At 72.2% G+C, this 24,790-nt stretch carries 23 protein-coding genes and 1 tRNA gene; 12 read left to right on the forward strand and 12 right to left on the reverse strand.

The window, feature by feature from the left end; translation table 11 throughout:
• Positions 1-72 precede the first annotated feature (72 nt).
• Together GGE06_RS14760 and sp36 are read right to left on the reverse strand one after the other, a co-directional pair.
• Entirely contained in the window at positions 73-543 is a 471-nt protein-coding gene (locus GGE06_RS14760) for a RidA family protein (RefSeq protein WP_116160245.1), read from the reverse strand.
• A complete protein-coding gene (gene sp36, locus GGE06_RS14765) occupies positions 540-698 on the reverse strand; it encodes a Sp36 family protein (protein WP_116160244.1) in 159 nt (52 codons plus the stop codon). The genes GGE06_RS14760 and sp36 overlap by 4 nt, the downstream gene beginning before the upstream one ends.
• A 123-nt stretch (positions 699-821) precedes the next feature.
• On the opposite strand from sp36, the gene bagA reads away from it, so the two are divergent.
• Positions 822-1,784, forward strand: a complete 963-nt coding sequence (bagA, locus tag GGE06_RS14770; RefSeq protein ID WP_181924597.1) for an ATPase BagA — start codon at positions 822-824, stop codon at positions 1,782-1,784.
• Between the two features lie 164 nt (positions 1,785-1,948).
• Positions 1,949-3,274, forward strand: coding sequence for an ATPase BagB (gene bagB, locus GGE06_RS14775; protein WP_116165444.1), 1,326 nt, complete (start codon positions 1,949-1,951; stop codon positions 3,272-3,274).
• 49 nt (positions 3,275-3,323) lie between these two features.
• On the opposite strand, the gene GGE06_RS14780 is transcribed toward bagB, so the two are convergent.
• On the reverse strand, positions 3,324-3,668 hold the full coding sequence (locus GGE06_RS14780) for a WhiB family transcriptional regulator (protein WP_181924596.1): 345 nt from the start codon (positions 3,666-3,668) through the stop codon (positions 3,324-3,326).
• 416 nt (positions 3,669-4,084) lie between these two features.
• On the opposite strand from GGE06_RS14780, the gene GGE06_RS14785 reads away from it, so the two are divergent.
• Positions 4,085-6,313, forward strand: coding sequence for a transglycosylase domain-containing protein (locus tag GGE06_RS14785; RefSeq protein WP_116160241.1), 2,229 nt, complete (start codon positions 4,085-4,087; stop codon positions 6,311-6,313).
• A gap of 69 nt (positions 6,314-6,382) precedes the next feature.
• On the opposite strand, the gene GGE06_RS14790 is transcribed toward GGE06_RS14785, so the two are convergent.
• Positions 6,383-6,847, reverse strand: coding sequence for a GatB/YqeY domain-containing protein (locus GGE06_RS14790; protein WP_116160240.1), 465 nt, complete (start codon positions 6,845-6,847; stop codon positions 6,383-6,385).
• Positions 6,848-6,921: 74 nt separating this feature from the next.
• Here GGE06_RS14790 and GGE06_RS14795 point away from each other — a divergent pair, with 74 nt between their 5' ends.
• The 3 genes from GGE06_RS14795 to GGE06_RS14805 all read left to right on the forward strand — a co-directional run bounded on the left by GGE06_RS14795 (position 6,922) and on the right by GGE06_RS14805 (position 8,727).
• Positions 6,922-7,860 (forward strand): metallophosphoesterase, encoded by a 939-nt coding sequence (locus tag GGE06_RS14795; RefSeq protein ID WP_116160239.1) that lies wholly within the window; start codon positions 6,922-6,924, stop codon positions 7,858-7,860.
• Between the two features lie 17 nt (positions 7,861-7,877).
• Positions 7,878-8,615, forward strand: a complete 738-nt coding sequence (locus GGE06_RS14800) for a Pr6Pr family membrane protein (protein WP_116160238.1) — start codon at positions 7,878-7,880, stop codon at positions 8,613-8,615.
• A gap of 38 nt (positions 8,616-8,653) precedes the next feature.
• A tRNA-Pro gene (locus tag GGE06_RS14805) sits at positions 8,654-8,727 on the forward strand.
• 130 nt (positions 8,728-8,857) lie between these two features.
• Here the strand turns inward: GGE06_RS14805 and GGE06_RS14810 are convergent.
• On the reverse strand, positions 8,858-9,736 hold the full coding sequence (locus GGE06_RS14810; RefSeq protein ID WP_181924595.1) for a glycosyltransferase family 2 protein: 879 nt from the start codon (positions 9,734-9,736) through the stop codon (positions 8,858-8,860).
• A gap of 200 nt (positions 9,737-9,936) precedes the next feature.
• Between GGE06_RS14810 and GGE06_RS14815 the strand changes: the two genes are divergently transcribed.
• On the forward strand, positions 9,937-11,109 hold the full coding sequence (locus tag GGE06_RS14815; RefSeq protein WP_116160237.1) for a serine/threonine-protein kinase: 1,173 nt from the start codon (positions 9,937-9,939) through the stop codon (positions 11,107-11,109).
• Positions 11,110-11,136: 27 nt separating this feature from the next.
• Here the strand turns inward: GGE06_RS14815 and GGE06_RS14820 are convergent, their stop codons facing one another.
• Entirely contained in the window at positions 11,137-11,418 is a 282-nt protein-coding gene (locus tag GGE06_RS14820; RefSeq protein WP_116160236.1) for a hypothetical protein, read from the reverse strand.
• Between the two features lie 170 nt (positions 11,419-11,588).
• On the opposite strand from GGE06_RS14820, the gene GGE06_RS14825 reads away from it, so the two are divergent.
• Positions 11,589-13,433: an alkyl/aryl-sulfatase gene (locus tag GGE06_RS14825; protein ID WP_184931044.1), complete on the forward strand. Its 1,845-nt coding sequence runs from the start codon at positions 11,589-11,591 to the stop codon at positions 13,431-13,433.
• A gap of 18 nt (positions 13,434-13,451) precedes the next feature.
• On the opposite strand, the gene GGE06_RS14830 is transcribed toward GGE06_RS14825, so the two are convergent.
• Complete coding sequence (locus GGE06_RS14830) at positions 13,452-14,888, reverse strand: tetratricopeptide repeat protein (protein ID WP_246532569.1); 1,437 nt, start codon at positions 14,886-14,888, stop codon at positions 13,452-13,454.
• Positions 14,889-15,007: 119 nt separating this feature from the next.
• Between GGE06_RS14830 and GGE06_RS14835 the strand changes: the two genes are divergently transcribed.
• A complete protein-coding gene (locus tag GGE06_RS14835) occupies positions 15,008-16,042 on the forward strand; it encodes an Lrp/AsnC family transcriptional regulator (RefSeq protein WP_116160233.1) in 1,035 nt (344 codons plus the stop codon).
• Between the two features lie 53 nt (positions 16,043-16,095).
• On the forward strand, positions 16,096-16,386 hold the full coding sequence (locus GGE06_RS14840; protein ID WP_116160232.1) for a DUF6191 domain-containing protein: 291 nt from the start codon (positions 16,096-16,098) through the stop codon (positions 16,384-16,386).
• Between the two features lie 9 nt (positions 16,387-16,395).
• Here the strand turns inward: GGE06_RS14840 and GGE06_RS14845 are convergent, their stop codons facing one another.
• The gene (locus GGE06_RS14845) at positions 16,396-17,226 is read right to left on the reverse strand and encodes a class I SAM-dependent methyltransferase (protein WP_116160231.1); all 831 of its coding nucleotides are present in this window, start codon (positions 17,224-17,226) and stop codon (positions 16,396-16,398) included.
• A 62-nt stretch (positions 17,227-17,288) separates the two neighbouring features.
• Here GGE06_RS14845 and GGE06_RS14850 point away from each other — a divergent pair, with 62 nt between their 5' ends.
• Positions 17,289-19,109 (forward strand): S9 family peptidase, encoded by a 1,821-nt coding sequence (locus tag GGE06_RS14850; protein WP_376773545.1) that lies wholly within the window; start codon positions 17,289-17,291, stop codon positions 19,107-19,109.
• A gap of 140 nt (positions 19,110-19,249) precedes the next feature.
• Complete coding sequence (locus GGE06_RS14855; protein WP_116160229.1) at positions 19,250-19,990, forward strand: SURF1 family protein; 741 nt, start codon at positions 19,250-19,252, stop codon at positions 19,988-19,990.
• A gap of 83 nt (positions 19,991-20,073) precedes the next feature.
• Here GGE06_RS14855 and GGE06_RS14860 read toward each other — a convergent pair whose 3' ends face one another.
• The 4 genes from GGE06_RS14860 to GGE06_RS14875 all read right to left on the reverse strand — a co-directional run bounded on the left by GGE06_RS14860 (position 20,074) and on the right by GGE06_RS14875 (position 24,650).
• Positions 20,074-21,336, reverse strand: coding sequence for a hypothetical protein (locus tag GGE06_RS14860; protein ID WP_246532570.1), 1,263 nt, complete (start codon positions 21,334-21,336; stop codon positions 20,074-20,076).
• A complete protein-coding gene (locus GGE06_RS14865) occupies positions 21,333-22,061 on the reverse strand; it encodes a SigE family RNA polymerase sigma factor (protein WP_181924594.1) in 729 nt (242 codons plus the stop codon). The genes GGE06_RS14860 and GGE06_RS14865 overlap by 4 nt, the downstream gene beginning before the upstream one ends.
• A gap of 253 nt (positions 22,062-22,314) precedes the next feature.
• Positions 22,315-23,382 (reverse strand): aspartate-semialdehyde dehydrogenase, encoded by a 1,068-nt coding sequence (locus tag GGE06_RS14870; protein WP_184931045.1) that lies wholly within the window; start codon positions 23,380-23,382, stop codon positions 22,315-22,317.
• Positions 23,379-24,650, reverse strand: a complete 1,272-nt coding sequence (locus GGE06_RS14875; RefSeq protein ID WP_116160227.1) for an aspartate kinase — start codon at positions 24,648-24,650, stop codon at positions 23,379-23,381. The genes GGE06_RS14870 and GGE06_RS14875 overlap by 4 nt, the downstream gene beginning before the upstream one ends.
• Positions 24,651-24,790: the final 140 nt, after the last annotated feature.

Consider the following 24,790-nt stretch of genomic DNA (forward strand, 5'->3'; position numbering starts at 1 on the left):
CAAGCATCGGAATGCACGAGAGCCGGTTTCCCACGCCTGTGGAAAACCGGCTCTCCGCATCCGTCCGGGACGTCAGGCCTCGACGAGCTCGACCTGGACCTCGACCTCGACCGGCGCGTCGAGCGGCAGCACGGCCACGCCGACGGCGCTGCGCGCGTGCACGCCCTTGTCGCCGAGGATCTCGCCGAGCAGCTCGCTGGCGCCGTTGATGACGCCGGGCTGACCGGTGAAGTCGGCGGCGGAGGCGACGAAGCCGACGACCTTCACGACGCGCTTGATGCGGTCGAGGTCACCGGCGACCGACTTCACGGCCGCGAGCGCGTTGAGGGCGCAGGTGGCGGCCAGGTCCTTGGCCTCCTCCGGCGTGACCTCGGCGCCGACCTTGCCGGTCAGCTGAAGCTTGCCCGCCACCATCGGGAGCTGGCCCGAGGTGTAGACGTACACGCCGGACTGCACGGCCGGCTGGTAGGAGGCGAGGGGCGGCACGACCTCGGGCAGGGTCAGGCCGAGCTCGGCGATCCGCGCCTCGACGGCCCCGCTCACGCCTTGGCCCGCTTCAGGTAGGCCACGAGCTGCTCGGGGTTGTTCGGCCCGGGCACGACCTGGACGAGCTCCCAGCCGTCCTCGCCCCAGGTGTCCAGAATCTGCTTGGTCGCGTGCACCAGAAGCGGCACCGTGACGTACTCCCACTTGGTCATGGGGCCGACTGTATCCGCTGCCGCCGGGCTGTCCGCCGAGGTGGCCCCCGAAGGTCCCCCTAGGTGGCTTCTCCGGGGCGGTCCGCTGATTGCGCGCGGCCGCCAGTGGTTAGGCTCGACAGCGTGAGCAGGCTCCAGGTCGTCAGCGGCAAGGGCGGTACCGGTAAGACGACGGTCGCCGCCGCCCTCGCCCTCGCCCTCGCGACGGAGGGGAAGCGAACCCTCCTCGTCGAGGTCGAAGGCAGGCAGGGCATCGCACAGGTCTTCGAGACGGAAGCCCTTCCGTACGAGGAGCGCAAGATCGCCGTCGCCCCGGGCGGCGGAGAGGTGTACGCGCTGGCGATCGACGCCGAGCGCGCGCTCCTCGACTACCTCCAGATGTTCTACAAACTGGGCGGTGCGGGGCGGGCCCTGAAGAAGCTCGGCGCGATCGACTTCGCGACGACGATAGCGCCGGGCGTCCGGGACGTGCTGCTGACCGGCAAGGCGTGCGAGGCGGTGCGGCGGCGCGAGAAGGACGGCCGGCCCACCTACGACCACGTGGTCATGGACGCGCCGCCCACCGGCCGCATCACCCGCTTCCTCAACGTGAACGACGAGGTCGCGGGCCTGGCGAGGATCGGCCCGATACACAACCAGGCGCAGGCCGTCATGAGGGTCCTCAAGTCCCCCGAGACGGCGGTGCACCTGGTGACCCTCCTGGAGGAGATGCCGGTCCAGGAGACCGCGGACGGCATCGCGGAGCTGAGGGCCGCGGAGCTGCCGGTGGGCAGGGTCGTGGTGAACATGGTCCGCCCGCACGTCCTCGACGAGGCGGCGGTACGGGCCGCCTCCGGCGACCACCGGGACGCGATCGCGCGGACCCTGGCCGCCGCCGGCGTCACGGGCGGCGCGCGCCTGGTCGAGCCGCTCCTCGACGAGGCGGCCGAGCACGCGCGGCGGGTGGAGCTGGAGCGGACGCAGCGCGCGGTCCTGGACGGCGTCGGCGTCCCCTCGTACGAACTCCCCTTCCTCGGGGACGGGGCGGACATCGCCGGGCTCTACCGGCTGGCGAAGGAACTGCGGAAGCAAGGGGTGGGCGCGTGACGGAGAAGGCAGGCGCCGCGGACGGACCCGACGCCGGGGAGGGGCCGGACGCCGTGGACGGACCCGACGCGGCGACCGGACCCGATGCCGCGAACCGGCCCGCCCCGGAGGACGGCCCCGGCGCCGCGGGCGAAGGCGCCAACGGGCTCGACCGCCCTGCCCTCCTGGAGCTCGATCCGCTGCTCGACGACCGGGGGACCCGCATCATCGTGTGCTGCGGGGCCGGCGGGGTCGGGAAGACGACCACGGCGGCGGCGCTCGGCGTGCGGGCGGCGGAGCGCGGACGGCGGGTCGTCGTCCTCACCATCGACCCGGCACGCCGGCTCGCCCAGTCCATGGGCATCGACTCCCTCGACAACACGCCCCGCAAGGTCGACGGCATCAAGGGCTCCGACGGCGGCGAACTGCACGCCATGATGCTGGACATGAAGCGGACCTTCGACGAGATCGTCGAGGCGCACGCGGAGCCGGAGCGGGCGCGGGCGATCCTGGAGAACCCCTTCTACCAGTCCCTGTCGGCCGGATTCGCCGGTACGCAGGAGTACATGGCGATGGAGAAGCTGGGTCAGCTCCGGGCCCGCGACGAGTGGGACCTGATCGTCGTCGACACCCCGCCGTCCCGGTCGGCCCTCGACTTCCTGGACGCGCCGAAGCGGCTCGGGTCCTTCCTGGACGGGAAGTTCATCAAGCTGCTGATGGCCCCGGCGAAGGTGGGCGGCCGGGCCGGGATGAAGTTCCTCAACGTCGGCATGTCGATGATGACCGGGACCCTGGGGAAGCTGCTCGGGGGTCAGTTCCTCAAGGACGTGCAGACGTTCGTCGCGGCGATGGACACGATGTTCGGCGGCTTCCGGACCCGCGCGGACGCCACGTACAGACTGCTCCAGGCCCCGGGCACGGCCTTCCTCGTGGTCGCCACGCCGGAGCGGGACGCGCTGCGCGAGGCCGCGTACTTCGTGGAGCGGCTGGCCGCCGAGGAGATGCCGCTGGCCGGTCTCGTCCTCAACCGCGTCCACGGCAGTGGCGCCGCCCGGCTGTCGGCCGAGCGGGCGCGGGCCGCCGCGGAAAATCTTGACGAGGGGCGCATTGTGGATCAGGGGGGCGGGAAGGCTGGACTGGGTGGCTCCCCGGCCACCGAGCCCGAGTCCGAGCACGAGTCCCGGCCCGAGTCCGAGCACGGGACAGTGCCCGAGCCGAACGATCTCGCCACCGCCGCCGCACATCCCGTACCCGAGGCTGCCCCCACAGCCGAACCGGCACAGGAAACAACAGACGTGGACGTACGTCATCTCACCGCGGGACTCCTGCGCCTGCATGCCGAGCGCATGCGGGTGCTCGCGCGTGAGCAGCGCACCCGCGACCGCTTCACCGCGCTCCACCCGGAGGTGGCGGTGACCGAAGTGGCCGCCCTGCCCGGCGATGTGCACGACCTCGCCGGGCTGCGGGTCATCGGTGACCGGCTCACGGCGGGGCGGACGCCCTCGGCCTGAGCCTGTTCGCCGAGCGCCTCGGCACCGCGCCGAGCCGCGTCGAGCGGTTCTAGCCGACCGCGGCGTACGCCTCGTACGTCGCGTCGTCGTCGATCGCCACGGGCAGCAGGCCCGCTCCCCGCTCGTACTCCGTCCGCGCGGTCTCCAGGAGCCGGCGCCACGAGGTGACGGTCGGCCTGCGGCGCAGCAGGGCGCGTCGCTCGCGCTCCGTCATGCCGCCCCACACGCCGAACTCCACGCGGTTGTCGAGGGCGTCGGCGAGGCACTCGGTCCGCACCGGGCATCCGGTGCACACCGCCTTTGCCCTGTTCTGTGCCGCTCCCTGCACGAAAAGTTCATCCGGATCGGTAGTGCGGCAGGCCGCCTGCGCACTCCAGTCAGCTACCCAGCCCATACCGGCGCCGTCCTCTCCCGAATCGAGGCTCCCCCACGGCGGCAGCGGCATATTCACCGCTGCCAGTTGGGACGTTACGGAAGGTGGGCACAGCGCAACACCCCCTTCGGGCCCAATCTTGAATGGCCCGAACGGACTATGCGTGCGCGTCAGATCACCCAGGGGAGTGATCGAAGGACATGAGTGTGTTAACGGACATATCGCCTGGACATGCCCTTCCTCGACGGGCCCATTTCGGGCACCGCATGACACACCAACAGGAATCGGACACGAGGTTCCCGTGTTTCGGGGTCACGGAATTTCATGCCGATGTCACACCCGGGTCTTGATGCGAGACCGCACTGCTGTGACAGTTGGGAGCAGCTTAGGCCAAGGCATATACGTGTGTCCGGCGAATGAGAACGTAGGCTGCCCCCATGGCAAAGAAGCGCTCGGGCGGTGGTCTGACCGGGACCCAGCAGGCCGCCAAGTTCCTCGGTGTCAGTGTGCTCGCCGGAGCCGTGCTGGCGGGCATCGCCCTGCCCGCGGCCGGGGCACTCGGGCTGGCGGCGAAGGGCACGGTGGAGGGGTTCGACGAGATCCCCTCCAATCTGAAGACCCCACCGCTGAGTCAGCGCACCACGATCCTGGACGCCGAGGGCGGCCTGATCGCCACGGTGTACTCGCGTGACCGGAAGGTCGTGCCGATCGACAAGATCTCCCCGTACATGCAGAAGGCGATCGTCGCGATCGAGGACGGGCGCTTCTACGAGCACGGGGCGATCGACCTCAAGGGCGTACTGCGTGCGATCAACAAGAACGCGCAGTCGGGCGGGGTCTCGGAGGGCGCGTCCACGCTGACCCAGCAGTACGTGAAGAACGTCTTCGTCGAGGAGGCCGGTGACGACCCCGAGAAGGTCGCGCAGGCCACCCAGCAGACCATCGGCCGCAAGGTCCGCGAGCTGAAGTTCGCGATCCAGGTCGAGGAGGAGCTGGGCAAGAAGAAGATCCTGGAGAACTACCTCAACATCACGTTCTTCGGGCAGCAGGCCTACGGCATCGAGGCCGCCTCCCAGCGGTACTTCTCCAAGCACGCCGCCGACCTGGACCTGGGCGAGGCGGCGATGATGGCCGGTCTCGTCCAGTCGCCGAGCCGCTACGACCCGATCAACGACATCCAGGAAGCCACCAAGCGCCGCAACATGGTGCTCCAGCGGATGGCCGACGTGAAGGACATCAGTCAGGCCGAGGCGGACGCCGCCAAGGCCAAGCCGATCAAGCTGAAGGTCAAGACCCCGAAGAACGGCTGCATCACCGCCGTCGACGGCGCCGGCTTCTTCTGCGACTACGTCCGCAAGACGATCCTCAGCGACCCGACCTTCGGCAAGACCTCCGAGGAGCGGTCGAAGCTGTGGAACCTGGGTGGTCTCACCATCAGGACCACGCTCGACCCGCGCGCGCAGGCCGCCGCCAACGAGGCCGCCGTCGCGAAGGTCAACAAGGACGACCCGGTCGCCGCCTCCGTGGTGCAGGTCCAGCCCAAGACCGGCCGCATCCTGTCGATGGGCCAGTCCCGTCCGTACGGCCTGGACCAGAAGCAGCACCAGACGACACTGAACCTCGCCGTCGGCAGCAAGATGGGCGGCACGACGTACGGCTTCCAGGTCGGCTCGACCTTCAAGCCGATCACCGCCGCCGCGGCCCTGGAGAAGGGCATCAGCCCGGCGACGAGCTTCAACGACCCGTCGAAGATCAACATCAGCGAGAGCGAGTACACCCGCTGCGACGGCAAGCCCTCCGGTTACGCGAACTGGGAGGTGAGCAACGAGATGGAGTCGGAGAAGGGCCTCTTCGACATGACGAGCGCCCTCGGCAAGTCCATCAACACCTACTTCGCCAAGCTGGAGCAGATGGCCGGCCTCTGCGAGACGCTGACGATGGCGAAGAACGTCGGCTACGAGCGCGAGCTGGGCAAGCCCATCAAGCAGAGCCCCTCCGTCACCCTCGGCAGCATCGAGTCCACCCCGCTCGACATGGCGTCCGTCTACGCGACCTTCGCCAACCGCGGCATCTACTGCACCCCGGTCGCCATCGAGTCGATCAAGGCCGCCAACGGCGACAAGCTGAACGTGCCGCAGACCAAGTGCACGCGAGCCATGAGCGACCGGACCGCCGACACCATCAACCAGATGCTGAAGGGCGTCGTCGAGGACGGCACCGGTACGCGGGCCGGCCTCAGCGACCGCGACAACGCGGGCAAGACCGGTACGACCAACGACCGCAAGGACGCCTGGTTCGTCGGCTACACCCCGAACCTGTCCACCGCCGTCTGGGTCGGTGACGACGTCGGCGAGAAGAAGTCGATGTACGACATCACCATCGGCGGCGAGTACTACGACAAGGTCTGCGGTGGCTGCCTCCCCGGCCCGATCTGGAAGATCGCGATGACGGGCGCCCTGGACGCCGGCCAGACGCCGGGCTTCGTCACCGTCCCCGTGCCGCGGGCCGACAAGCCCAAGGACGAGGAGAAGGAAGGCGACGAGGGCCCGAACAAGCCCAAGAAGCCCGCCGACGCCAAGCCCGGCGACACCCCGTCCCCCGGGTTCACGTTCCCGACGGACCTGTTCCCCGGCGGCCGCAACAAGCCCCGCGGCGGAGGCCACTGACGCCAGGCCGGTACGAGGAAGGGCGCCCCACCTGAGGTGGGGCGCCCTTCCTCGTACCGACTCCGCGGATCAGCCCGCGAGCAGCTTCTTCACCGCGGCGGCGACGCGGCCGCCCTCGGCCTGGCCGGCCACCTTCGGGTTCACGATCTTCATGACGGCGCCCATGGCACGCGGCCCCTCGGCGCCCGCCGCCTTCGCCTCCTCGACGGCCGCCGCGACGATGCCGTCGAGCTCCTCGTCGCTGAGCTGCTTCGGCAGGTACGCGTCGAGGATGAGGCCCTCGGCCTTCTCCCGCTCGGCGGACTCGGGGCGACCGCCCTTGGCGAAGGCGTCCGCGGCCTCGCGGCGCTTCTTCGCCTCCTTCGCGATCACCTTCTGCACCTCGTCGTCGGAGAGTTCGCGCTTCGTCGTACCCGCGACCTCCTCCTTCGTGATCGCGGTGATGGTGAGCCGCAGGGTCGAGGAGCGCAGTTCGTCGCGCTCCCGGATCGCGGCGTTGAGGTCGTCCTGGAGCTTCGCCTTGAGCGTGGTCATGGGGTCAAGTGTGGCAGGTGCGCCACCCGGACCGCCCGCGCATTTCGGCCCGGCGGGTCTGCGACGATGGGGGGATGCGCGCACGGTACGGCATCCCCCTGAAGATCACGGCAGGCCTCACGGCGACGGCGGCGGCCGGAATCGTCTACGCGGCCGGCATCGAGGCCCGCTCCTTCCGGCTCCGCCGGGTGACGGTCCCGGTCCTCCCGCGCGGCATGCGCGACCTGCGGATCCTCCAGGTCTCGGACATCCACATGGTGAGCGGCCAGGGCAAGAAGCGCGCCTGGCTGCAGTCCCTCGCGGGGCTCCGCCCCGACCTCGTCGTCAACACCGGCGACAACCTCTCCGACACGGAGGCCGTGCCGGAGGTACTCGACGCGCTCGGGCCGCTGATGGAGTTCCCCGGTGTGTACGTCTTCGGCTCCAACGACTACTACGGGCCCCGGCCGCGCAACCCCGCCCGCTACCTGATGGAGAAGGTGCAGGGCCGCCACGGGCTCAACGGCAACCCGCCGGTGGTCGGCGCCGTCCACAACCCGTGGGAGGACCTCCGGGACGCCTTCGACGCGGCCGGCTGGGTCAACCTCACCAACACCCGCGGCCGGCTGAAGCTGCCGCAGGCCGACCTCGCCTTCACCGGCCTGGACGACCCGCACATCAAGCGCGACCGGTACGAGCGGGTCGCCGGCGGCCCCGACGCGGACGCCGACTTCACGCTGGGCGTCGTGCACGCCCCGTACCTGCGGGCGCTCGACGCCTTCACGGCCGACGGGTACGAGCTGATCCTCGCCGGGCACACCCACGGCGGCCAGCTGTGCGTCCCCTTCTACGGGGCGCTCGTCACCAACTGCGACCTGGACACGGACCGGGTGAAGGGCCTCTCCACGCACACGGTGGAGGAGCGCACCTCGTACCTCCACGTCTCGGCGGGCTGCGGCACCAACCGGTACACCCCCGTCCGCTTCGCCTGCCCGCCCGAGGTCACCCTGCTCACCCTGACGGCGCGTGCCTGACCGCTTACGGTGGGGGAATGCTCACGCCCCCTTCCGCGGCCGTGCCGGCCTCCGCCGTCATGTCCCCCGTCGGCCGCCGCCCCTGGGCGGCGGCCTTCCGGGCCCTGATCGCCGCGTCCGCGGCGACGGGCCTGGTCATCGAGTGCGCGTACGGGAACGTGCTCGTGGTCCTGAGCTTCTTCACCATCTGGACGAACATCCTCGTCGCCGTCGTCCTCGGCCTGGGCGCCGTCCGCGCCTGGACCCGCCGCCCGCCGCTGTCCGCGCTGTGGACCGGCGGGACCCTCCTCTGCATCGCCGTCGTCGGCCTCGTCTTCCACCTGGTCCTCGACAACGAGGCGAGCGAGTTCAACGCCGCCGCCGAGATCGCCCGCCTGAGCGGCGCGAAGGCCGTCTCCAACCAGCTCCTCCACACCGTGACCCCGATCGGCACGGCCCTGGACTTCCTGCTGCTCACGGCGCCCGGCGCCCTCCGGTGGCGCCACGCCGCCCAGTGGCTGGCGGCCCCGGGCCTCTACTTCGCCTTCGCCCTGGTCCGCGGCGCGCTGCTCTCCCCCGACGCGCCCACCCGCTACACGTACCCGTTCCTCGACGTCACCGTCCACGGCTACGGAGGCGTCCTGGTCAACGCCGTCGTGCTCGGCGCGGCCTTCTACGTCCTCGGCCTCGCGATCGTCGGCCTGGACCGCATCCGCCCCGCGCCGAGGCCCCGCGGATACCGGATTTCGTCTGAGCGCGCGCGTGGGCTAAAGTAATCGATGTCGCCGGGAAGTGAAGAACAAACCAGCGACATCGGGGTGTAGCGCAGCTTGGCAGCGCGCTTCGTTCGGGACGAAGAGGTCGTGGGTTCAAATCCCGCCACCCCGACAGCCGCAAGACCCTCAGGGGCCTGATCCGCGAAAGCGGGTCTGGCCCCTGAGGCGTTTCCGGGAGGCATCCGCGCGGCGGCCCCCTGGGGGCTCCCGGCGCGTGGCCGGTCACCCCCGGGCGGAGGTCTCTAGATCACCGGCGGGCGGCCCAGGCGGGTCATGCGGAGGACGGTGGTCCAGCGCATCGGGGTGCGGGGGCCGCAGGAGCGGCGGACGCCCTCGGCGAAGCCGGCGAACCAGGCGCCGAGGCCCGGCAGGGAGCGGGTGCGGGCCAGGGTCAGGAGGGTCCACACGCCCAGGTAGACGGGGACGAGGAGGGCCGGCAGGTTGCGCTTGGCCAGCCAGACGCGGTTGCGGGCGGTCATCCGGTAGTAGACGGCGTGCCGGGCCGGGCTGGTCTTCGGGTGCTGGAGCAGCAGCTTCGGCTCGTAGATGACCTTCCAGCCCGCGTCGAGGGCCCGCCAGGCGAGGTCGGTCTCCTCGTGGGTGAAGAAGAAGTCCTCCGGCCAGCCGCCGATCTCGTCCAGCATCCGCATCGACAGGCCGTGGCCGCCGCCGAGGAAGGTGGTGACCTCACCGCCCCGCAGCGGGTCCTTCGCGCCGAGGCGCGGGATGTGCCGGCGCTGCGTCTCGCCGGTCTCGTCGGCGATGCGGAACGACACGACGCCGAGCGTCGGGTCCCCGTCGTACAGGTCCGCCAGGCGGCGGAAGACGTCCGTGTCGACGAGCAGGCCGTCGTCGTCGAGGTCCACCACGATGTCGACGTCGCCGAAGGAGCGCAGCGTCTCGATCGCGACGTTCCGCCCGCCCGAGACGCCTCGGTTCTCGGGGAGTTCGACCCCGGTCACGCCCTCGGGCAGGGCCGGGAGCGACCCGGTGCCGTTGCCGACGACGACGATCCGCGCGGCGGGCTCGTCCTGGCCCGCCACGGCGTCGAGCAGTGCCCGCAGCTCGGCGGGGCGCGTGCCCATCGTCAGTACCGCCACACCTACACGCGGTCGCGCCACGGCCCACTCCGTTTCCTCACCCATGTCCACCGAACGCCGCGATGCTAACCGTCCGGTGACACCCTCCGTTCACCCGGACCACGGGTGTCGTGCACCGGTCGGGGGCGCGGAGGGGGGAGCGCGGCGAGGAGCCGGGACGGGCGGCTCTACGCTGGTTCTCTTCCGTCAGGTTGATCGATCGTCGAAAGGGTGGTCTCCAGGTGCTGGTCGCGGACCGATATCGGCTTCATGTGTGTATCGGCCGGGGCGGCATGGGCGAGGTGTGGCAGGCCACCGACGAGGTCCTCGGCCGGTCCGTGGCCGTGAAGCTGATGCTGGCCCAGGCGGCCGACCCGTCCGCCGGCGACCGCTTCCGTCTCGAGGCGCAGACCGCCGCGCGGCTGAGCCACCCGCACGTGGTGGGCGTCTTCGACTTCGGCACGTGGGACGGAAAGCTGTTCCTCGTCATGGAGTTGGTGGAGGGGGACAGCCTCCAGGGGAGCCCCTCCGCCCCGATGGTCCTGCCCGCCGAGCGGGTCGCGCTCGTCGCCGCGCACGCCGCCGCCGGGCTCGCGGCCGCGCACCGGCAGGGCGTCGTGCACCGGGACATCAAGCCGGGGAACCTGCTCGTCGACGGCGAAGGCACGGTCAAGCTGGCCGACTTCGGCATCGCGCGGTTCGTCGACGACCCCTCGGCCGCGCTCACGACGACGGGTCAGATCGTCGGCACGGGGCTGTACCTCGCGCCCGAGCGGGCCCTCGGGCAGCCCGCCTCGCCCGCCTCCGACGTGTACTCGCTGGGCTGCGTGCTGTACCAACTGCTCACCGGACGTCCACCGTTCCGCGCGGACACCGCGACGGCCCTGCTGTACCAGCACATCGACACCCCGCCGGTGCCGCCGAGCCGGCTCGGGGCCGCGCTGCCGCCCGACTTCGAGGCGTACCTGCTGAGCCTGCTCGCCAAGCAGCCGGAGCAGCGGCCTCCGGCGCAGGCGATCGCGGACTGGTTCTCGTCCGGGGCCTGGCGCGGGACGGGCGGGTACCCCGGGGCGGGACCGGTCGCGAGCCCGCCCCACGCGTCTCACCATGCACCTCACACGCCCCACGCGCCCCGCCAGTCAGTTCAGTCCCACGCGCCCCGTCAGCCCACCGGGCCCGCCGCCTCCCTGCCCATGCCCGCGCCGGTGCACACGCCCGCGCCCACCCCGCCGCCGATGAACCGGCCGCCGGTGACCCGCCCCGCGCCCGCCACCCGGCGGCGCCAGGCCCCGCCGAGCAGCAGCGGCGGCGCGCTCGCGGAGCTCTCCCGGCGCCGCCCGCGCAAGACGGCGGCCGTCGCCGGGGTCATCGCCTTCGTGGTCTTCCTGATCATCGGGATGGCCTGGCTGTCGTAGCGGCCCCACCCCGGCGCGGCACAGCGGTCAGTACAGCCGCGGTGCCATCACGTGCGGCTCCTCGTCCTCGGTCATGAGCAGCAGGCAGCGCGGCACGCCCGGCCCCGGGGTCGCGCGGACGGTCGCCGCCGTCGGCGGGTCGGTCGGCAGCTCGATCGCGACGGTGACCGGCCGGTCGTTCCTGCCCGTGGCGTAGCCGGTCGACTTGCCGTCGACGAGGACCTCGACCACCGGCGTGTGCCCGGTCTGCACGGTCGCGGAGACCGAGTGCCCGAGGTGGTCGATGTGGAAGTGGTGGCGTGACCTCATGGGCCACCTCCGTCCCGCCGCGAAGGACACGTGCCGCCCGAGCGGGACGCGTACCTCCAGCGTAGGCACGGTCCGGCGCCCCCGCCGCTCCGACGTGCGGCCGTAGGACCCCGGTGTTCAGATGGTCCGGTACGCCGACCAGCGCATGCGCGGAACGGAGCACCTGGCACATGAGCGACACCCTGCCCTCCTTCGACGACACGACCGACTTCGAGAACGCCGACCGTGGCTTCCTGGGTTCGCTGGTCCCCGGTGTGGTGAAGGCCGAGGACGGCCGCGTGATCTGGGACAACGACGCGTACGCCTTCCTCAAGGCGGAGTGCCCGGACACCGCGCACCCCAGTCTGTGGCGGCAGGGGCAGCTCTCCGCCCGCCAGGGCCTGTACGAGGTCACCGGGGGCGTCTACCAGGTCCGCGGCCTCGACATCTCCAACATGACGCTCGTCGAGGGCGAGCGCGGGGTGATCGTCATCGACCCGCTGATCTCCGTGGAGACGGCGGCCGCCGCGCTCGCGCTCTACCGGGAGCACCGCGGCGACCGGCCGGTCACCGGCGTGATCTACACCCACTCGCACGGCGACCACTTCGGCGGCGTCCGCGGCGTCCTCCCGCACCGCACCGAGGAGGGCGTGCCGATCCTCGCGCCCGTCGGCTTCCTGGAGCACGCGGTCAGCGAGAACGTGTACGCGGGGAACGCGATGACCCGCCGGGCGAGCTACATGTACGGCGTCGGCCTCCCGAAGGCCCCGGACGGCCAGATCGGGGTGGGCCTCGGCCAGGCCACCTCCACCGGCACCATCAGCCTGATCCCGCCGACCGTCGACATCACGGAGACCGGGCAGCAGGAGACCGTCGACGGCGTGCGGATCGTCTTCCAGCTGACGCCGGGCACCGAGGCCCCGGCCGAGATGAACTTCCTCTTCCCCGACCTGCGCGCCCTGTGCCTGGCGGAGAACGCCACGCACAACATGCACAACGTGCTCACCCTGCGCGGCGCGGTCGTCCGCGACTCCCGGATCTGGGCGCACTACCTGGACGAGGCGATCGAGTACTTCCACGGGCAGTACGACGTCGGCTTCGCCTCCCACCACTGGCCGACCTGGGGCCACGACAACGTGGTGCGGTTCCTGGCCGAACAGCGCGACCTCTACGCGTACCTGCACGACCAGACGCTCCGGCTCCTCAACGAGGGCTGGACGGGCCCCGAGATCGCCGAGCGGATCGAGCTGCCGCCCGCCCTGGAGAAGGCCTGGCACGCGCGCGGCTACTACGGCTCGCTCAGCCACAACAGCAAGGCGGTCTACCAGCGGTACCTCGGCTGGTACGACGGCAACCCGGCCCATCTGTGGGAGCACCCGCCGGTGGAGCTCGCGCGGCGGTACGTGGACGTGGCCGGCGGCCCCGCCGAGGCCGTCGCGAAGGCCCGCGCCTACATCGAGGCCGGGGACCCGCGCTTCGCCGTGACCCTGCTCAACCACGTGGTCTTCGCCGACCCCGGGAACACGGAGGCGAAGGAGGTCCTCGCCGGGGTGTACGAGAACCTCGGGTACGGCGCCGAGAACGCCACCTGGCGGAACTTCTACCTGCGCGGCGCCCAGGAGCTCCGCCAGGGCGTCACCGGCGAGATGGTCGACATGACCAACCCCGAGATGTCGATGGCCCTCACCGTCCCCATGCTGATCGACTCGATCGCCATCGGGATCGACGGGCCGCGCGCCTGGGACGACGACCTGACGATCGACCTCGTCCTGACCGACACGGGCCCGCCCACCGACGCGGGCGAGCGGCACCGCCTCACCCTCCACAACGGCGCCCTCACCCACCGGGTGGTCGCCGAGCCCCGGACGCCCGCCGGGCTCACCCTCACCCTCGGGAAGGTCCAGCTCCTCGGGCTCCTCGCCGGGAAGAGCCCGCAGGAGCTCGGGATCGGCGTGGAGGGCGATCCCACCCTGCTCGCCCGGCTCTTCTCGTACGTGACGAAGCCCGAAGCCCAGTTCCCGATCGTCACCCCGTGACCCCGGCCGTCTGAGCCCCTACACCTCGCACGACAGCGCGAACAGGCCGCGCCTGGCGCCCTCCTCGTAGGCGCTGCGCAGCTCCGGGTCGGCGAGGAGCGCCCCGAGGGCCTCCTCGCCACGCGCGCGCGTGGCGACGCAGTACTCCGAGGGCCGGTACGAGGAGTCGAAGACCGAGGTCCGCAACAGGTCGACCGCGCCCAGGAGATGGGCCGCCGCGTCGTGCTGCCCGTCCATCGCCCGCATCTGGGCCAGGAGTTCCGCCGCGCAGGCCGCGCCCACGGCGGAGCCGAGCCGCAGATGCTCGCGCAGGGCCCGCCGGGCGTACTCCGCGGCCCGCCCCCGGTCCCCGTCCCAGGCGCCCAGTTCGGCCCGTACGTGGTACGCCCAGGCCTCGGCGTACAGGTCGCGGCCCACCCAGGCCCGCCGGCTCTCGCGGTCCGTGTCCGCCTCGTCCAGCGCCTCCTGCGCGCCCTCCGGGTCGGAGCGGCACAGCGAGAGCGCGAGCCCGACCCAGCACGCCTGCCGGCTCGGCCCGAACTCCGGGTGCTCCTCCATCAGGGCCAGGGCCTCCCGGAACTCGGCCGCCGCCGCGCGCGTACGCCCCTGGTAGAGGGCGGTCGAGCCGCGCAGATGGGCGAGGAGCGACAGGCAGTGCTCGTCACCGTCGCGTACGGCCGCCACCCAGGCCTGGGCGAGGAGCGGGTCGGCGTCCTCGGGGCGGCCCGACTCCAGCTCCAGGAAGGCCGCGAGCCACAGGGCGCGGGCGGACGGCGGTCCCGCGTGCAGGCTGAGGGCGTGCCGCAGCCGGGAGCGGCCCTCGGCGATCCGCCCGCAGGACACCCACAGGAACCACAGGGCGACCGCGATCTCGACGGACGTCTCGGCCTCGGCGCTCGGCGAGAGCGGCGCGGTCGTCGGGTCCATGGCGGCCGCCAGGTCCGGGAGTTCGCGCAGGGCCAGGTCACGGGCGTCGAGCTGACGGCCCCGCTGCCACCAGTCGGCGGCCCGCCTGGCCACCTTCACGCACCACCTGCGGTGGTGCAGCAGGACGGCCCAGCGGTCCCCGCGCGCGGTGAGCCGGCGGGCGCCGACGGCCCGCATCGGGTGCGGCATCCAGTAGCGGGGCAGACCGTCCTCGCCGTCGAACAGGTCGTCCACGGGGAGCAGGGCGAGCGGCGCGAGCCGGTCGAGGACCGCCTGGATCTCCCCCGCGGGCAGCGACCCGGAGGCGCAGACCTCGCGGACGGCCTCCCGGCCGAAGGCGCCCTCGAAGACGGACAGCCGTTCCCACAGGAGCCGTTCGGCCGGGCCGCAGCCCTCGTAGCCCCGCTCGGCCGCGGCGACGTGGTCAAGGCCGACGTGTTCGCCCCACAGACGTTCGGTCTCCGGTGGTTCCGCTGCCCACATGTACTCCAGCCCCCGGGTCGCTTCTCCGCCCTTCTCCTGTGACATAGGACGGATCTGATGGAAATCGGACGGCGTCGCGGCTTGAATGCCTTTGCCCTGGTCCACATCCTGGGCCCTTCCCGTGCCCGCGCCCAGGGTTTCCCCGGGATCGACCAAGGAGGCACATGCATACCAGGGAATCCGTCCTCGGGGAGGTGGATCTGGCGCTGATCCACGCACTGCAGATCGCCCCGCGCGCCAGTTGGACCCAGCTCGCGGGCGTGCTCGACGCGAGCCCGGACACCCTCGCCCGGCGCTGGGAGACCCTCACCACCGGCGGATACGCCTGGAGTTCGCTGCTCGCCGCCCGGCGCGGCACGGAGGCCACCCTGTACGCCTGGGTCGAGCTGGAGTGCTTCGCCGGGGCCGCCGAGGCCACCGCGACCGAGGTCGCCGGCGATCCGTACACCCTCGGCGTCCACCAGGTGACCGGCGACGCCGATCTGGTTCTGCTCGTCAACTGCCCGGACCTGTACGCCCTCGACGGCTACCTCGCCGGGCGGGTGCGGCGGCTCCCCGGAGTGCTCAGGGCCCGCACCCAGGTCGTCACCCAGCTGCACAACCGCCCGTACCGCTCGCGGATCGAGCAGCTCACCCCGGCGCAGGCGCAGCACCTCGGCGAGATCACCGGCGCCGACCGGCGGGGCCGGGCCCCCGCGCGCGCGTACCCACCCGTCACGGAACTCGACCAGCGGATCGTCGCGGAGCTCGCGGGGGACGCCCGGCGCAGCGCCGCCGAACTGGCCCGGCGGTGCGGCACGAGCGAGTCGACCGTGCGCCGCAGGCTGGACGCCCTCGGCGCGGCCGGCGCCGTCCACCACCACTGCCTGCCGGCCCCGCGGTTCTCCGGGCGGCCGGTGTGGGCGCTGGTCACCGCGTGCGTACCGCCCCTCGAAGTGGCCGAGTCGGTGGCCTCGCTGACCCGGCTGCGCCAGACCCGCGTGGTCACCTCCGTCACCGGCCCGAACAACCTGGCCCTCGCCATGTGGCTGCGTACGGTCGAGGAGCTCCACGACGTGACGGCGGCGCTGGTACGGGCCGCGCCGGCGCTGCGGATCACGGGCACCGCCGTGGCCCTGCGGACGCACAAGATCGGCGCGCAGGTCCTGGGCCCGGACGGCCGGCGCACCCACCACATACGGCCCGACGTCGGCCCCTGAGACGGCCGCGACCGGCTCCTGACAGGGCGACCGGGGCGTGTTCTGATGGCCGTATGGAGTTCGCCGTGTTCGTGACGCTGCCCGGTCTGGTGATCCTGCTGACCGTGATCGCCTTCGCCGACCAGTTCCTCCGCATGACCGGACGCGGCAAGCGGACCGGAACGGTCTCCTCGACGGGCTTCGAGCAGCTGCACGCCACCTTCTCGCAGGGCAAGCAGAACGAGCTCAAGGAGCGGCAGAGCGCCCTGGTGCTGCGCGACGACGAGGAGGACGGCGCCCCGCCGCGCCACTCGACGGTGGATCTCGGCGGCGGGCGGGCCGTCATCAGGATCAGGCCGTCCTGACCCTCGGCGTCAGGCCGGGCGGGACGCCTTGACCGAGTACATCAGGGGGACGCGGGGGCGGTCCGCGGGGAAGCGGTAGTAGCCGTCCTCGTGCCGCTGGAGGGCGCCGTAGCGGGGGAAGAGCGAGGCGTCGTGCTCGTGCAGGAACTCGATGCGCAGGCCCGCCTTCGCGAGTGCCGTGACGACCTCGCCGACCGGGTGCACCCACTCCACGCTGCGGTTGTGGACGGTGACGGCGTCCAGATCGGCGTACGTCCCCGGGTGGGTGTCCACCCACGGGTCGCGGACGAAGTAGTCGTGCACGACCCGGCTGCCGGTCTCGTCGTCGAGCGAGTCGGTCAGCGGGTGGAACTCGGCCACGTAGAGGAAGCCGCCCGGGGCGACGAGGGAGGCGGCGGTCTCCGCCCAGCGCTCGATGTCGGGCAGCCAGCACAGCGCCCCGCCGCCGGTGTAGACGATGTCGTACGAGCCGTCCGGGACGGCCTCCGCGGCGTCGTACACGTCGGCGGCGACGAAGGCGGCCCGGTCCTGCGACAGGCCCAGGTCTGCGGCGAGCGAGCGCGCGGTCTCGACGGCCGGCTCGGAGAAGTCCAGGCCGACGACGCGCGAGGCGCCGTGCCGGGCCCAGGAGAGGGTGTCCAGGCCGATGTGGCACTGGAGGTGGAGGAGGGAGCGTCCGCTGACGTCGCCGACCTCCGCGAGCTCGAAGTCCCGCAGGGCGTCCTTGCCCTCGCGGAAGGTGTCGAGGTCGTAGAACTCGCTGGCGACGTGGATCGGGACGCGCTCGTCCCACTTCGCGCGGTTGGCCTCGTGCCAGTCCTCAGGCGTCGGAGAGTACATGTCGGGGAGGTTATCCACAGGCCGCGGACGACGCGACCACATTGTCGGCGGCGCGGAGCATGATGGATGCCATGACTACCGAGAGCAAGCACAGCGACACCCCCGTCTGGGAGCAGCGCTTCCGGGCCCCCCGCGTCTCCCTGCCCGAGTGGGCTGAGGAGGCCCCTGACCGCTCACTCTTCGTGTCCAACGCGACGGGGACGTACGAGCTGTACGCCTGGGACCGGGCGAGCGGCGGGCAGCGGCAGGTCACGGACCGGCCGAACGGCACGACGGACGGCACGCTGTCGCCGGACGGCGCCTCGATCTGGTGGTTCGCGGACACCGACGGGGACGAGTTCGGGGTGTGGATGCGCCAGCCGTTCGAGGGCGGCGCGGACGAGCCGGCCGTGCCCGGTCTCGCCCCCTCCTATCCGGCCGGGCTCGCCATCGGCCGGGAGGGCACGCTCGTGGTGGGCCGCTCCACGGACGAGGACGGCTCGACGGTGCATCTCGTACGGCCCGGGGCCGCCGAACCGGTCGAGATCTACCGGCACCGGGAGTCGGCCGGCGTCGGCGACCTGTCGTACGACGGCTCGCTGGTCGCGATCGAGCACACCGAGCACGGGGACGCGATGCACTCGGCGCTGCGCGTGCTGCGCGCCTCGGACGCGGGCGTGGTGGCCGAGCTCGACGACACCAAGGGCGGCACGGAGGAGCTGGGGCTCACGGTCCTCGGCTTCGCCCCGCTGGCCGGGGACACCCGGCTGCTCGTCGGGCACCAGCGGCGCGGCCGCTGGGAGCCGATGCTGTGGGACGTGGCGACGGGCACCGAGACCGACCTGCGGCTCGACCTGCCGGGCGACGTGTCGGCCGAGTGGTACCCGGACGGCTCGGGTCTGCTGATCGTGCACGGCTTCGAGGCCCGCAGCGAGCTGTGGCGGTACGAGATCGCGACCGGCGCGCTGGTGCGGGTGGAGACCCCGGCCGGTTCGGTGTCGAGCGCGACGGCCCGGCCGGACGGCTCCGTGGAGTACCTGTGGTCCTCGGCAGCCGAGCCGCCGGTGGTGCGGTCCACGGCCGGCGGTGTCGTCCTCGACCCGCCCGGCCCGAAGGCGCCGCCGTCGGTGCCCGTGGAGGACGTGTGGGTGGACGGCCCCGGCGGCAGGGTCCACGCGCTCGTGCAGCGCCCGGCGGAGGGCGAGGGCCCCTTCCCGACGGTCTTCGAGGTGCACGGCGGCCCCACCTGGCACGACAGCGACGCCTTCGCGTCGGGCCCGGCGGCCTGGGTGGACCACGGGTACGCGGTGGTGCGGGTCAACTACCGGGGCTCCACGGGATACGGCCGGGAGTGGACCGACGCGCTGAAGCACCGGGTCGGTCTGATCGAGCTGGAGGACATCGCGGCGGTTCGCGCCTGGGCGGTGGACAGCGGCCTCGCGGACCCGGCGCGCCTGGTCCTCTCCGGCGGCTCCTGGGGCGGTTACCTGACGCTGCTCGGTCTGGGCACGCAGCCGGACGACTGGGCGGTCGGTCTCGCGGCCGTGCCCGTCGCGGACTACGTCACGGCGTACGAGGACGAGATGGAGGCCCTCAAGGCGATGGACCGGACGCTCCTGGGCGGCTCCCCGGAGGAGGTGCCCGAGCGGTACGCGGCCTCGTCGCCGCTGACGTACGTGGACGCGGTGAAGGCCCCGGTGCACGTGACGGCCGGCGTCAACGACCCGCGCTGCCCGATCCGGCAGATCGACAACTACGTCGACCGGCTGGCGGCCCGGGGCGCGGTCCACGAGGTGTACCGGTACGACGCGGGCCACGGTTCGCTGGTGGTGGAGGAGCGGATCAAGCAGGTCGCCCTGGACCTGGACTTCGCGGCGAGACACCTGGGGGGCGCCCAGGCCTGACGGACGAGCCCGGCCGACCGGCGGGGCGCGGGGGCCCGGGCGGCGAGGCACGGGGCCCCGGCGGCGGGCTTGAGGACCCGGGCTGCGGCGCGGGGACCCGGGCTGCGGGGGGCTGAGGCCGCTTGCGTACCGTGGGGGGCGTGTACCGGTTCCTGAGAACGCCCCGCTGGTGGGGGATCAACGTCTTCGTCCTCCTCGCGATCCCGTTCTGCGTCTTCATGGGGACCTGGCAGCTCGGCAAGTTCGAGGACCGCGTCGCCTCCCACCAGGAGGCCGAGGAGCGGCCCCCCGCGAGTGCGGAGAAGGCCGAGCCGCTGGACTCCCTGCTGCCGGTGGACCAGGAGACCTCGGGCCGCTCGGCGCAGGCGCGCGGCCGGTTCGGGGAGCAGTTCCTCGTGCCGGACCGCGAGCTGGACGGCCGCACCGGCTCGTACGTCCTGACGCTGCTGAAGACGGACGGAGGCCGGTCGCTTCCGGTGGTCCGGGGCTGGCTCCCCACGGGCGCGAAGGCGCCCGCCCCGCCGTCCGGCGAGGTGACGGTGGTGGGTGCGCTCCAGGCCTCGGAGAACCCGGGCACGAAGGGCGTCCACACGGCGGGCGGGCTGCCCGAGGGCCAGCTCGGCATGATCAGCGCGGCGTCCCTGGTGAACGTGGTCACGGACGACGTGTACGACGCGTGGATCACCCTGGCGGACTCCCCCGCCGGGCTCACGCCGGTCCCGGCCGCGGCCGCGGCGGGCACGGGTCTGGACGCGAAGGCCTTCCAGAACCTCGGCTACACGGCGGAGTGGTTCGTCTTCGCGGGCTTCGTCGTCTTCATGTGGTTCCGCCTCGTCCGCCGCGAGGCGGAGGCCTCCCGCGACGAGGCGCTCGGCCTGTAGGACTTCCCCTTCTCGTCCCACAGGCCGCTCGTCCCACAGGCCGCTCGTCCCACAGACCGTCCGTCCCACAGGCCGGTGCCGGCTCAGGAGCCCGGCAGGATTCCCGTGCGGTAGATCGTGCCGGCGCAGGCGTTCGTGACGACGGCCGAGGCCGTGGGGCCGCCCGACTCCGCGGTGTGGGTGACGACGACGCTGCCGTCCGCCTGGCCCTCGAGGAGCAGCTGGGGCGCCGCGCCCGAGCCCGTGCCCGCTTCCGTGCCGGCGCCTCCGCCGGTCTCGCTGCCGCCCGCCCCGCTCGTCGGGTCGTCCGTCGGGGTCGGCGTCGGGGTCGGGGTCGGCGTCGGGGTGACGGGCGGGTCGGTCGGGTCGGTCGGCGTGGGCGTCGGCGTGCTGGTCGTCGGGCAGGTCTCGCTCGGCACCCAGGCGAACTTCACCTCGTAGCTGCCGTTCGGCTTCAGGACCAGCGCGAACGACTCCTGCGAGGGGTCGGGCAGTCCGCTGCCGTCGCCCGAGGTGTGCCGGACGACCGAGATGCTGCCCGGGTCGGCCGCGCCGCGGGCCTCGAAGGAGACGATGCCCGCGCCGTCGACCAGGCAGTTCGAGCCGGAGACGTTGGCGATGCGGAAGGTGCCGTGGACCTTGCCGTCGCTCTCCATCCCGCCGGCGCCCGACTGGGCGACGGCGAGCTGGCCGGCGGAGCACCGCGGGGTGGAGCCGGGGTCGGCGCCCGCCGACTGCTGCGGGCCGGTGGCGGTGGCCCCGGTCCCGGGCTGCTGCGGCTTGCCGGAGGCGCTGTCGGTCGGGTCGGGGCTGGGCGAGACGCTGCTCGCGGGGCCCTTGGAGCTCTGGCCGCCCTCGACGCCGGTCGCGGTGCCGGTGCCGCCCTGGGACTGCTCGCCGTGGGCGGCGTTCGCCGGGTTGGGGTCGGAGATGCCGCCGGAGGCGGCGACGTGCACGAAGGCGGGGACGGCCGTGCCGATGAGGACGGCGGCGGCCGCGGCGCCGACGATGGCCTGCCGCTTGCGGGCGCGCCGCGCGGGCACGGCACGGCGCAGGTGCTCCAGCGAGCCGAGGGAGGGCTCCAGGCCGCCGACGGCGCCCTGGAAGAGCCGTCGCAGCGCGAGCTCGTCGTCGCCCTCGCCGGGCCCGGGCTCGATCTTCACCATGCGCTGTCCACTCAGCTCGTCACGTTCATCCAGGGCATCGGGCTTCTCCGAAACGGAGGAGGCGGAGGAGGCAGGGGTGTCGTCCTCTCGTGCCGTTCCGGCGGCATGCCTCTGCTCGGGGACGTCGTCGCCGTCACGGTTCTCGTGGGCCACGCCGTCCCCGCCGGGTACCTCGGTCATGTCGTCGCTCCCATCGCGACGCGCAGCGCCGCGATGCCCCGCGAACCGTACGCCTTCACCGAACCCAGGGATATGCCGAGCGTCTCGGCGACCTGGACCTCGGTCATGTCGGAGAAGTACCGCAGGGCGAGCACCTCGCGCTGGCGCCGCTGGAGTCCGCGCATGGCCTTGATCAGGTCCTCGCGCTCCAGCTGCTCGTACGCCCCCTCCTCGGCACTGGCCATGTCCGGCATCGGCTTGGAGAGCAGCTTGAGGCCGAGGATGCGGCGGCGCAGCGCGGACCGGGAGAGGTTCACCACGGTCTGGCGCAGGTAGGCGAGCGTCTTCTCGGGCTCGCGCACCCGCTTGCGCGCCGAGTGGACGCGGATGAAGGCCTCCTGGACGACGTCCTCGCAGGAGGCGGTGTCGTCGAGGAGAAGCGCGGCGAGACCGAGCAGCGACCGGTAGTGGGCGCGGTAGGTCTCGGTCAGGTGGTCGACGGTGGTGCCGGAGGCCGGTCCGGCCTCGGCGCTCTTGCGGGGCGACGGGATGCCGTCCACGCCGCCGGTGCGGGCTCCGGTGGGCACGGGGGCGATCACCGGCATGCCGCCGAGTCCGCGCGGGCGCCGGAGCGGACGGACCGCGGAGCCGCGCACGGGGACGACGGCGCCGCTCCGCACGGGGAGCACCGCCATGCCCGCGCCGCGCAGCGGGGCGATGGTCGCGATGTCGAGTACCTCTGCCACGCTTGTTGGACACACGTCACCCCGGGAGGGTTGTACGCGTACGCCGTTCTTTTCGACGGCGGGTTGTTCGTCCTCATGCGTAACCGTTCTCCCCCGATGCCCCGCTTTCAGCGTGTCCCGCGCCACACGGTCGTGGGTGCACGCAGAGACGCGCCCCGCCCCAACTCTGGTTGCAGTACGGGGGAAGTGCATCGTCGAACACGGCATCGCCGCAGTTCAAGGGGTATCTGACGCCTTTTTGCTCACAGGTCGTTCACAGATCACGCAAATCCGTGACAAGGGATTCCGCGATCTGAAGGGCGTTCAGGGCGGCGCCCTTGCGCAGGTTGTCGGCGCAGACGAAGAGGTCGAGGGCGCGCTCGTCGTCGAGGGAGCGGCGGACCCGGCCGACCCAGGCGGGGTCGGTGCCGACGACGTCGGCGGGGGTGGGGAAGTCGCCCGCGGCCGGGTCGTCGCAGAGGACGACCCCCGGCGCGGTGGCCAGGATCTCGTGGGCGCGGCCGAGGGGGACGGGGTGCTCGAAGCGCGCGTGCACGGAGACGGAGTGTCCGGTGACGACGGGGACGCGCACACAGGTGGTGGCGATCCGGAGGCCGGGCAGGCCGAGGATCCGGCGGGTCTCGTCGCGGACGTGCTCCTCCGCTGAGGAGGCGCCGTCGGCGCCGGGGGCGCCCGACCAGGGCAGGACGTTGAGCGCGAGGGGCCCGGGGAAGGGGCCTGTGTTCTCGCCGACGGCCCGCCGTACGTCTCCGGGGTGGGTGCCGAGGTCGCCGTCGGCGGCGACCAGGCCGAGCTGGGCGCGGAGCGCGTCGACGCCGGCCTGTCCCGCACCGGCGCCGCTGGCGGCCTGCAGGGCGGTGACGACCAGTTCGGCGAGGCCGAACTCGGCGTGCAGGGAGCCCACGGTGACGATCAGCGCGAGGGTGGTGGAGCCGGGTCCGGCGACGATGCCCCGGGGGCGCACCCGCGCGGCGTGGCCGTTGAGCTCGGGGACGACGAGGGGCACGTCGGGGTCGCCGCGGTAGGCGGCGGAGGTGTCCACGACGACGGCGCCCTTGGAGACGGCGATCGGCGCCCACTGGGCGGCGACGGTCTCGGGCACGAGGAAGAGGGCCAGGTCGACGCCCTCGAAGGCCTCCTCGCTCAGCGCGAGGATCTCGCACTCCTCCCCCCGCACGGCGGTCTTGCGACCGGCCGAGCGGGGGGAGGCGAGAAGGCGGATCTCGCCCCAGACGTCCGCGTGGTGCGTGAGCATCTGGAGCATCACCGAGCCGACCGCCCCGGTCGCTCCCACGACCGCGAGCGTCGGCTTGGTGGTCATCGTCCGGTGCCTCCGTAGACGACGGCCTCGTCCGAGTCGCTGTCCAGGCCGAAGGCGGTGTGGACGGCGCGCACGGCCTCGTTGACGTCGTCGGCGCGGGTGACGACCGAGATGCGGATCTCGGAGGTCGAGATGAGCTCGATGTTCACGCCCGCGTCGGACAGCGCCTTGAAGAAGTCGGCGGTGACGCCCGGGTTCGTCTTCATGCCCGCGCCGACCAGGGAGATCTTGCCGATCTGGTCGTCGTAGCGCAGCGAGTCGAAGCCGATCGCGGTCTTCGCCTTCTCCAGCTCGTCGATGGCCTTGCGGCCCTCGGCCTTGGGGAGGGTGAAGGAGATGTCCGTGAGGCCGGTGGCGGCCGCGGACACGTTCTGCACGATCATGTCGATGTTGATCTCGGCGTCCGCGACGGCGCGGAAGATGGCCGCCGCCTCGCCCGGCTTGTCCGGCACGCCGACGACGGTGATCTTCGCCTCGGAGGTGTCGTGGGCGACGCCCGAGATGATGGCCTGCTCCACCTTGCGGTCCCCTTGCGGCTCGTTGCTGACCCAGGTGCCCTGCAGCCCCGAGAAGGACGAGCGGACGTGGATCGGGATGTTGTAACGGCGTGCGTACTCGACGCAGCGGTGCAGCAGCACCTTGGAGCCGGAGGCGGCGAGCTCCAGCATGTCCTCGAAGGAGATCCAGTCGATCTTCTTCGCCTTCTTCACGACGCGCGGGTCGGCCGTGAACACACCGTCGACGTCGGTGTAGATCTCGCAGACCTCGGCGTCGAGCGCCGCGGCGAGCGCCACGGCGGTGGTGTCGGAACCGCCACGGCCCAGCGTGGTGATGTCCTTCTTGTCCTGGGACACGCCCTGGAAGCCGGCGACGATGGCGATGTTGCCCTCGTCGAGGGCGGTACGGATCCGGCCCGGCGTGACATCGATGATGCGCGCTTTGTTGTGGACCGAGTCGGTGATGACGCCTGCCTGGCTACCGGTGAACGACTGGGCCTCGTGGCCCAGGTTTTTGATCGCCATGGCCAGCAGGGCCATGGAGATCCGCTCTCCGGCGGTCAGCAGCATGTCGAACTCACGTCCGGCAGGCATCGGGGATACCTGCTCGGCGAGATCGATCAGCTCGTCCGTCGTGTCGCCCATCGCGGAGACCACGACGACGACCTGATGGCCGTCCTTCTTGGTGTCCACGATCCGCTTGGCGACGCGCTTGATGCCTTCGGCATCGGCAACGGAGGAGCCTCCGTACTTCTGCACGACAAGGCCCACGTGCGCTCCTCGCTCAGTCTGTGCCGCAGCCGGCGCTGCGATCGGCTCAGTCTATCGAGGGACCCGAAAACGCCCGTGTGATATCGGATGGTGAGACGCGCCGCTCAGGGAATGATCACGCCGTTCCTGTCGGTGATCGG

It is taken from the genome of Streptomyces nymphaeiformis (genome assembly GCF_014203895.1).
GTDB lineage: Bacteria > Actinomycetota > Actinomycetes > Streptomycetales > Streptomycetaceae > Streptomyces > Streptomyces nymphaeiformis.

Bases quoted from the DNA above. Each gene is read 5' to 3' on its own strand.
- GGE06_RS14850 (WP_376773545.1), top strand. From the start codon at position 17,289: ATGGATGCCATGACTACCGAGAGCAAGCACAGCGACACCCCCGTCTGG.
- GGE06_RS14795 (WP_116160239.1), top strand. From the start codon at position 6,922: ATGCGCGCACGGTACGGCATCCCCCTGAAGATCACGGCAGGCCTCACG.
- GGE06_RS14840 (WP_116160232.1), top strand. From the start codon at position 16,096: ATGGAGTTCGCCGTGTTCGTGACGCTGCCCGGTCTGGTGATCCTGCTG.
- GGE06_RS14820 (WP_116160236.1), bottom strand. From the start codon at position 11,418: ATGAGGTCACGCCACCACTTCCACATCGACCACCTCGGGCACTCGGTC.
- sp36 (WP_116160244.1), bottom strand. From the start codon at position 698: ATGACCAAGTGGGAGTACGTCACGGTGCCGCTTCTGGTGCACGCGACC.
- GGE06_RS14835 (WP_116160233.1), top strand. From the start codon at position 15,008: ATGCATACCAGGGAATCCGTCCTCGGGGAGGTGGATCTGGCGCTGATC.
- GGE06_RS14790 (WP_116160240.1), bottom strand. From the start codon at position 6,847: ATGACCACGCTCAAGGCGAAGCTCCAGGACGACCTCAACGCCGCGATC.
- GGE06_RS14870 (WP_184931045.1), bottom strand. From the start codon at position 23,382: ATGACCACCAAGCCGACGCTCGCGGTCGTGGGAGCGACCGGGGCGGTC.
- GGE06_RS14830 (WP_246532569.1), bottom strand. From the start codon at position 14,888: ATGTCACAGGAGAAGGGCGGAGAAGCGACCCGGGGGCTGGAGTACATG.
- GGE06_RS14785 (WP_116160241.1), top strand. From the start codon at position 4,085: ATGGCAAAGAAGCGCTCGGGCGGTGGTCTGACCGGGACCCAGCAGGCC.
- GGE06_RS14800 (WP_116160238.1), top strand. From the start codon at position 7,878: ATGCTCACGCCCCCTTCCGCGGCCGTGCCGGCCTCCGCCGTCATGTCC.
- GGE06_RS14825 (WP_184931044.1), top strand. From the start codon at position 11,589: ATGAGCGACACCCTGCCCTCCTTCGACGACACGACCGACTTCGAGAAC.
- GGE06_RS14860 (WP_246532570.1), bottom strand. From the start codon at position 21,336: ATGACCGAGGTACCCGGCGGGGACGGCGTGGCCCACGAGAACCGTGAC.
- GGE06_RS14780 (WP_181924596.1), bottom strand. From the start codon at position 3,668: ATGGGCTGGGTAGCTGACTGGAGTGCGCAGGCGGCCTGCCGCACTACC.
- GGE06_RS14845 (WP_116160231.1), bottom strand. From the start codon at position 17,226: ATGTACTCTCCGACGCCTGAGGACTGGCACGAGGCCAACCGCGCGAAG.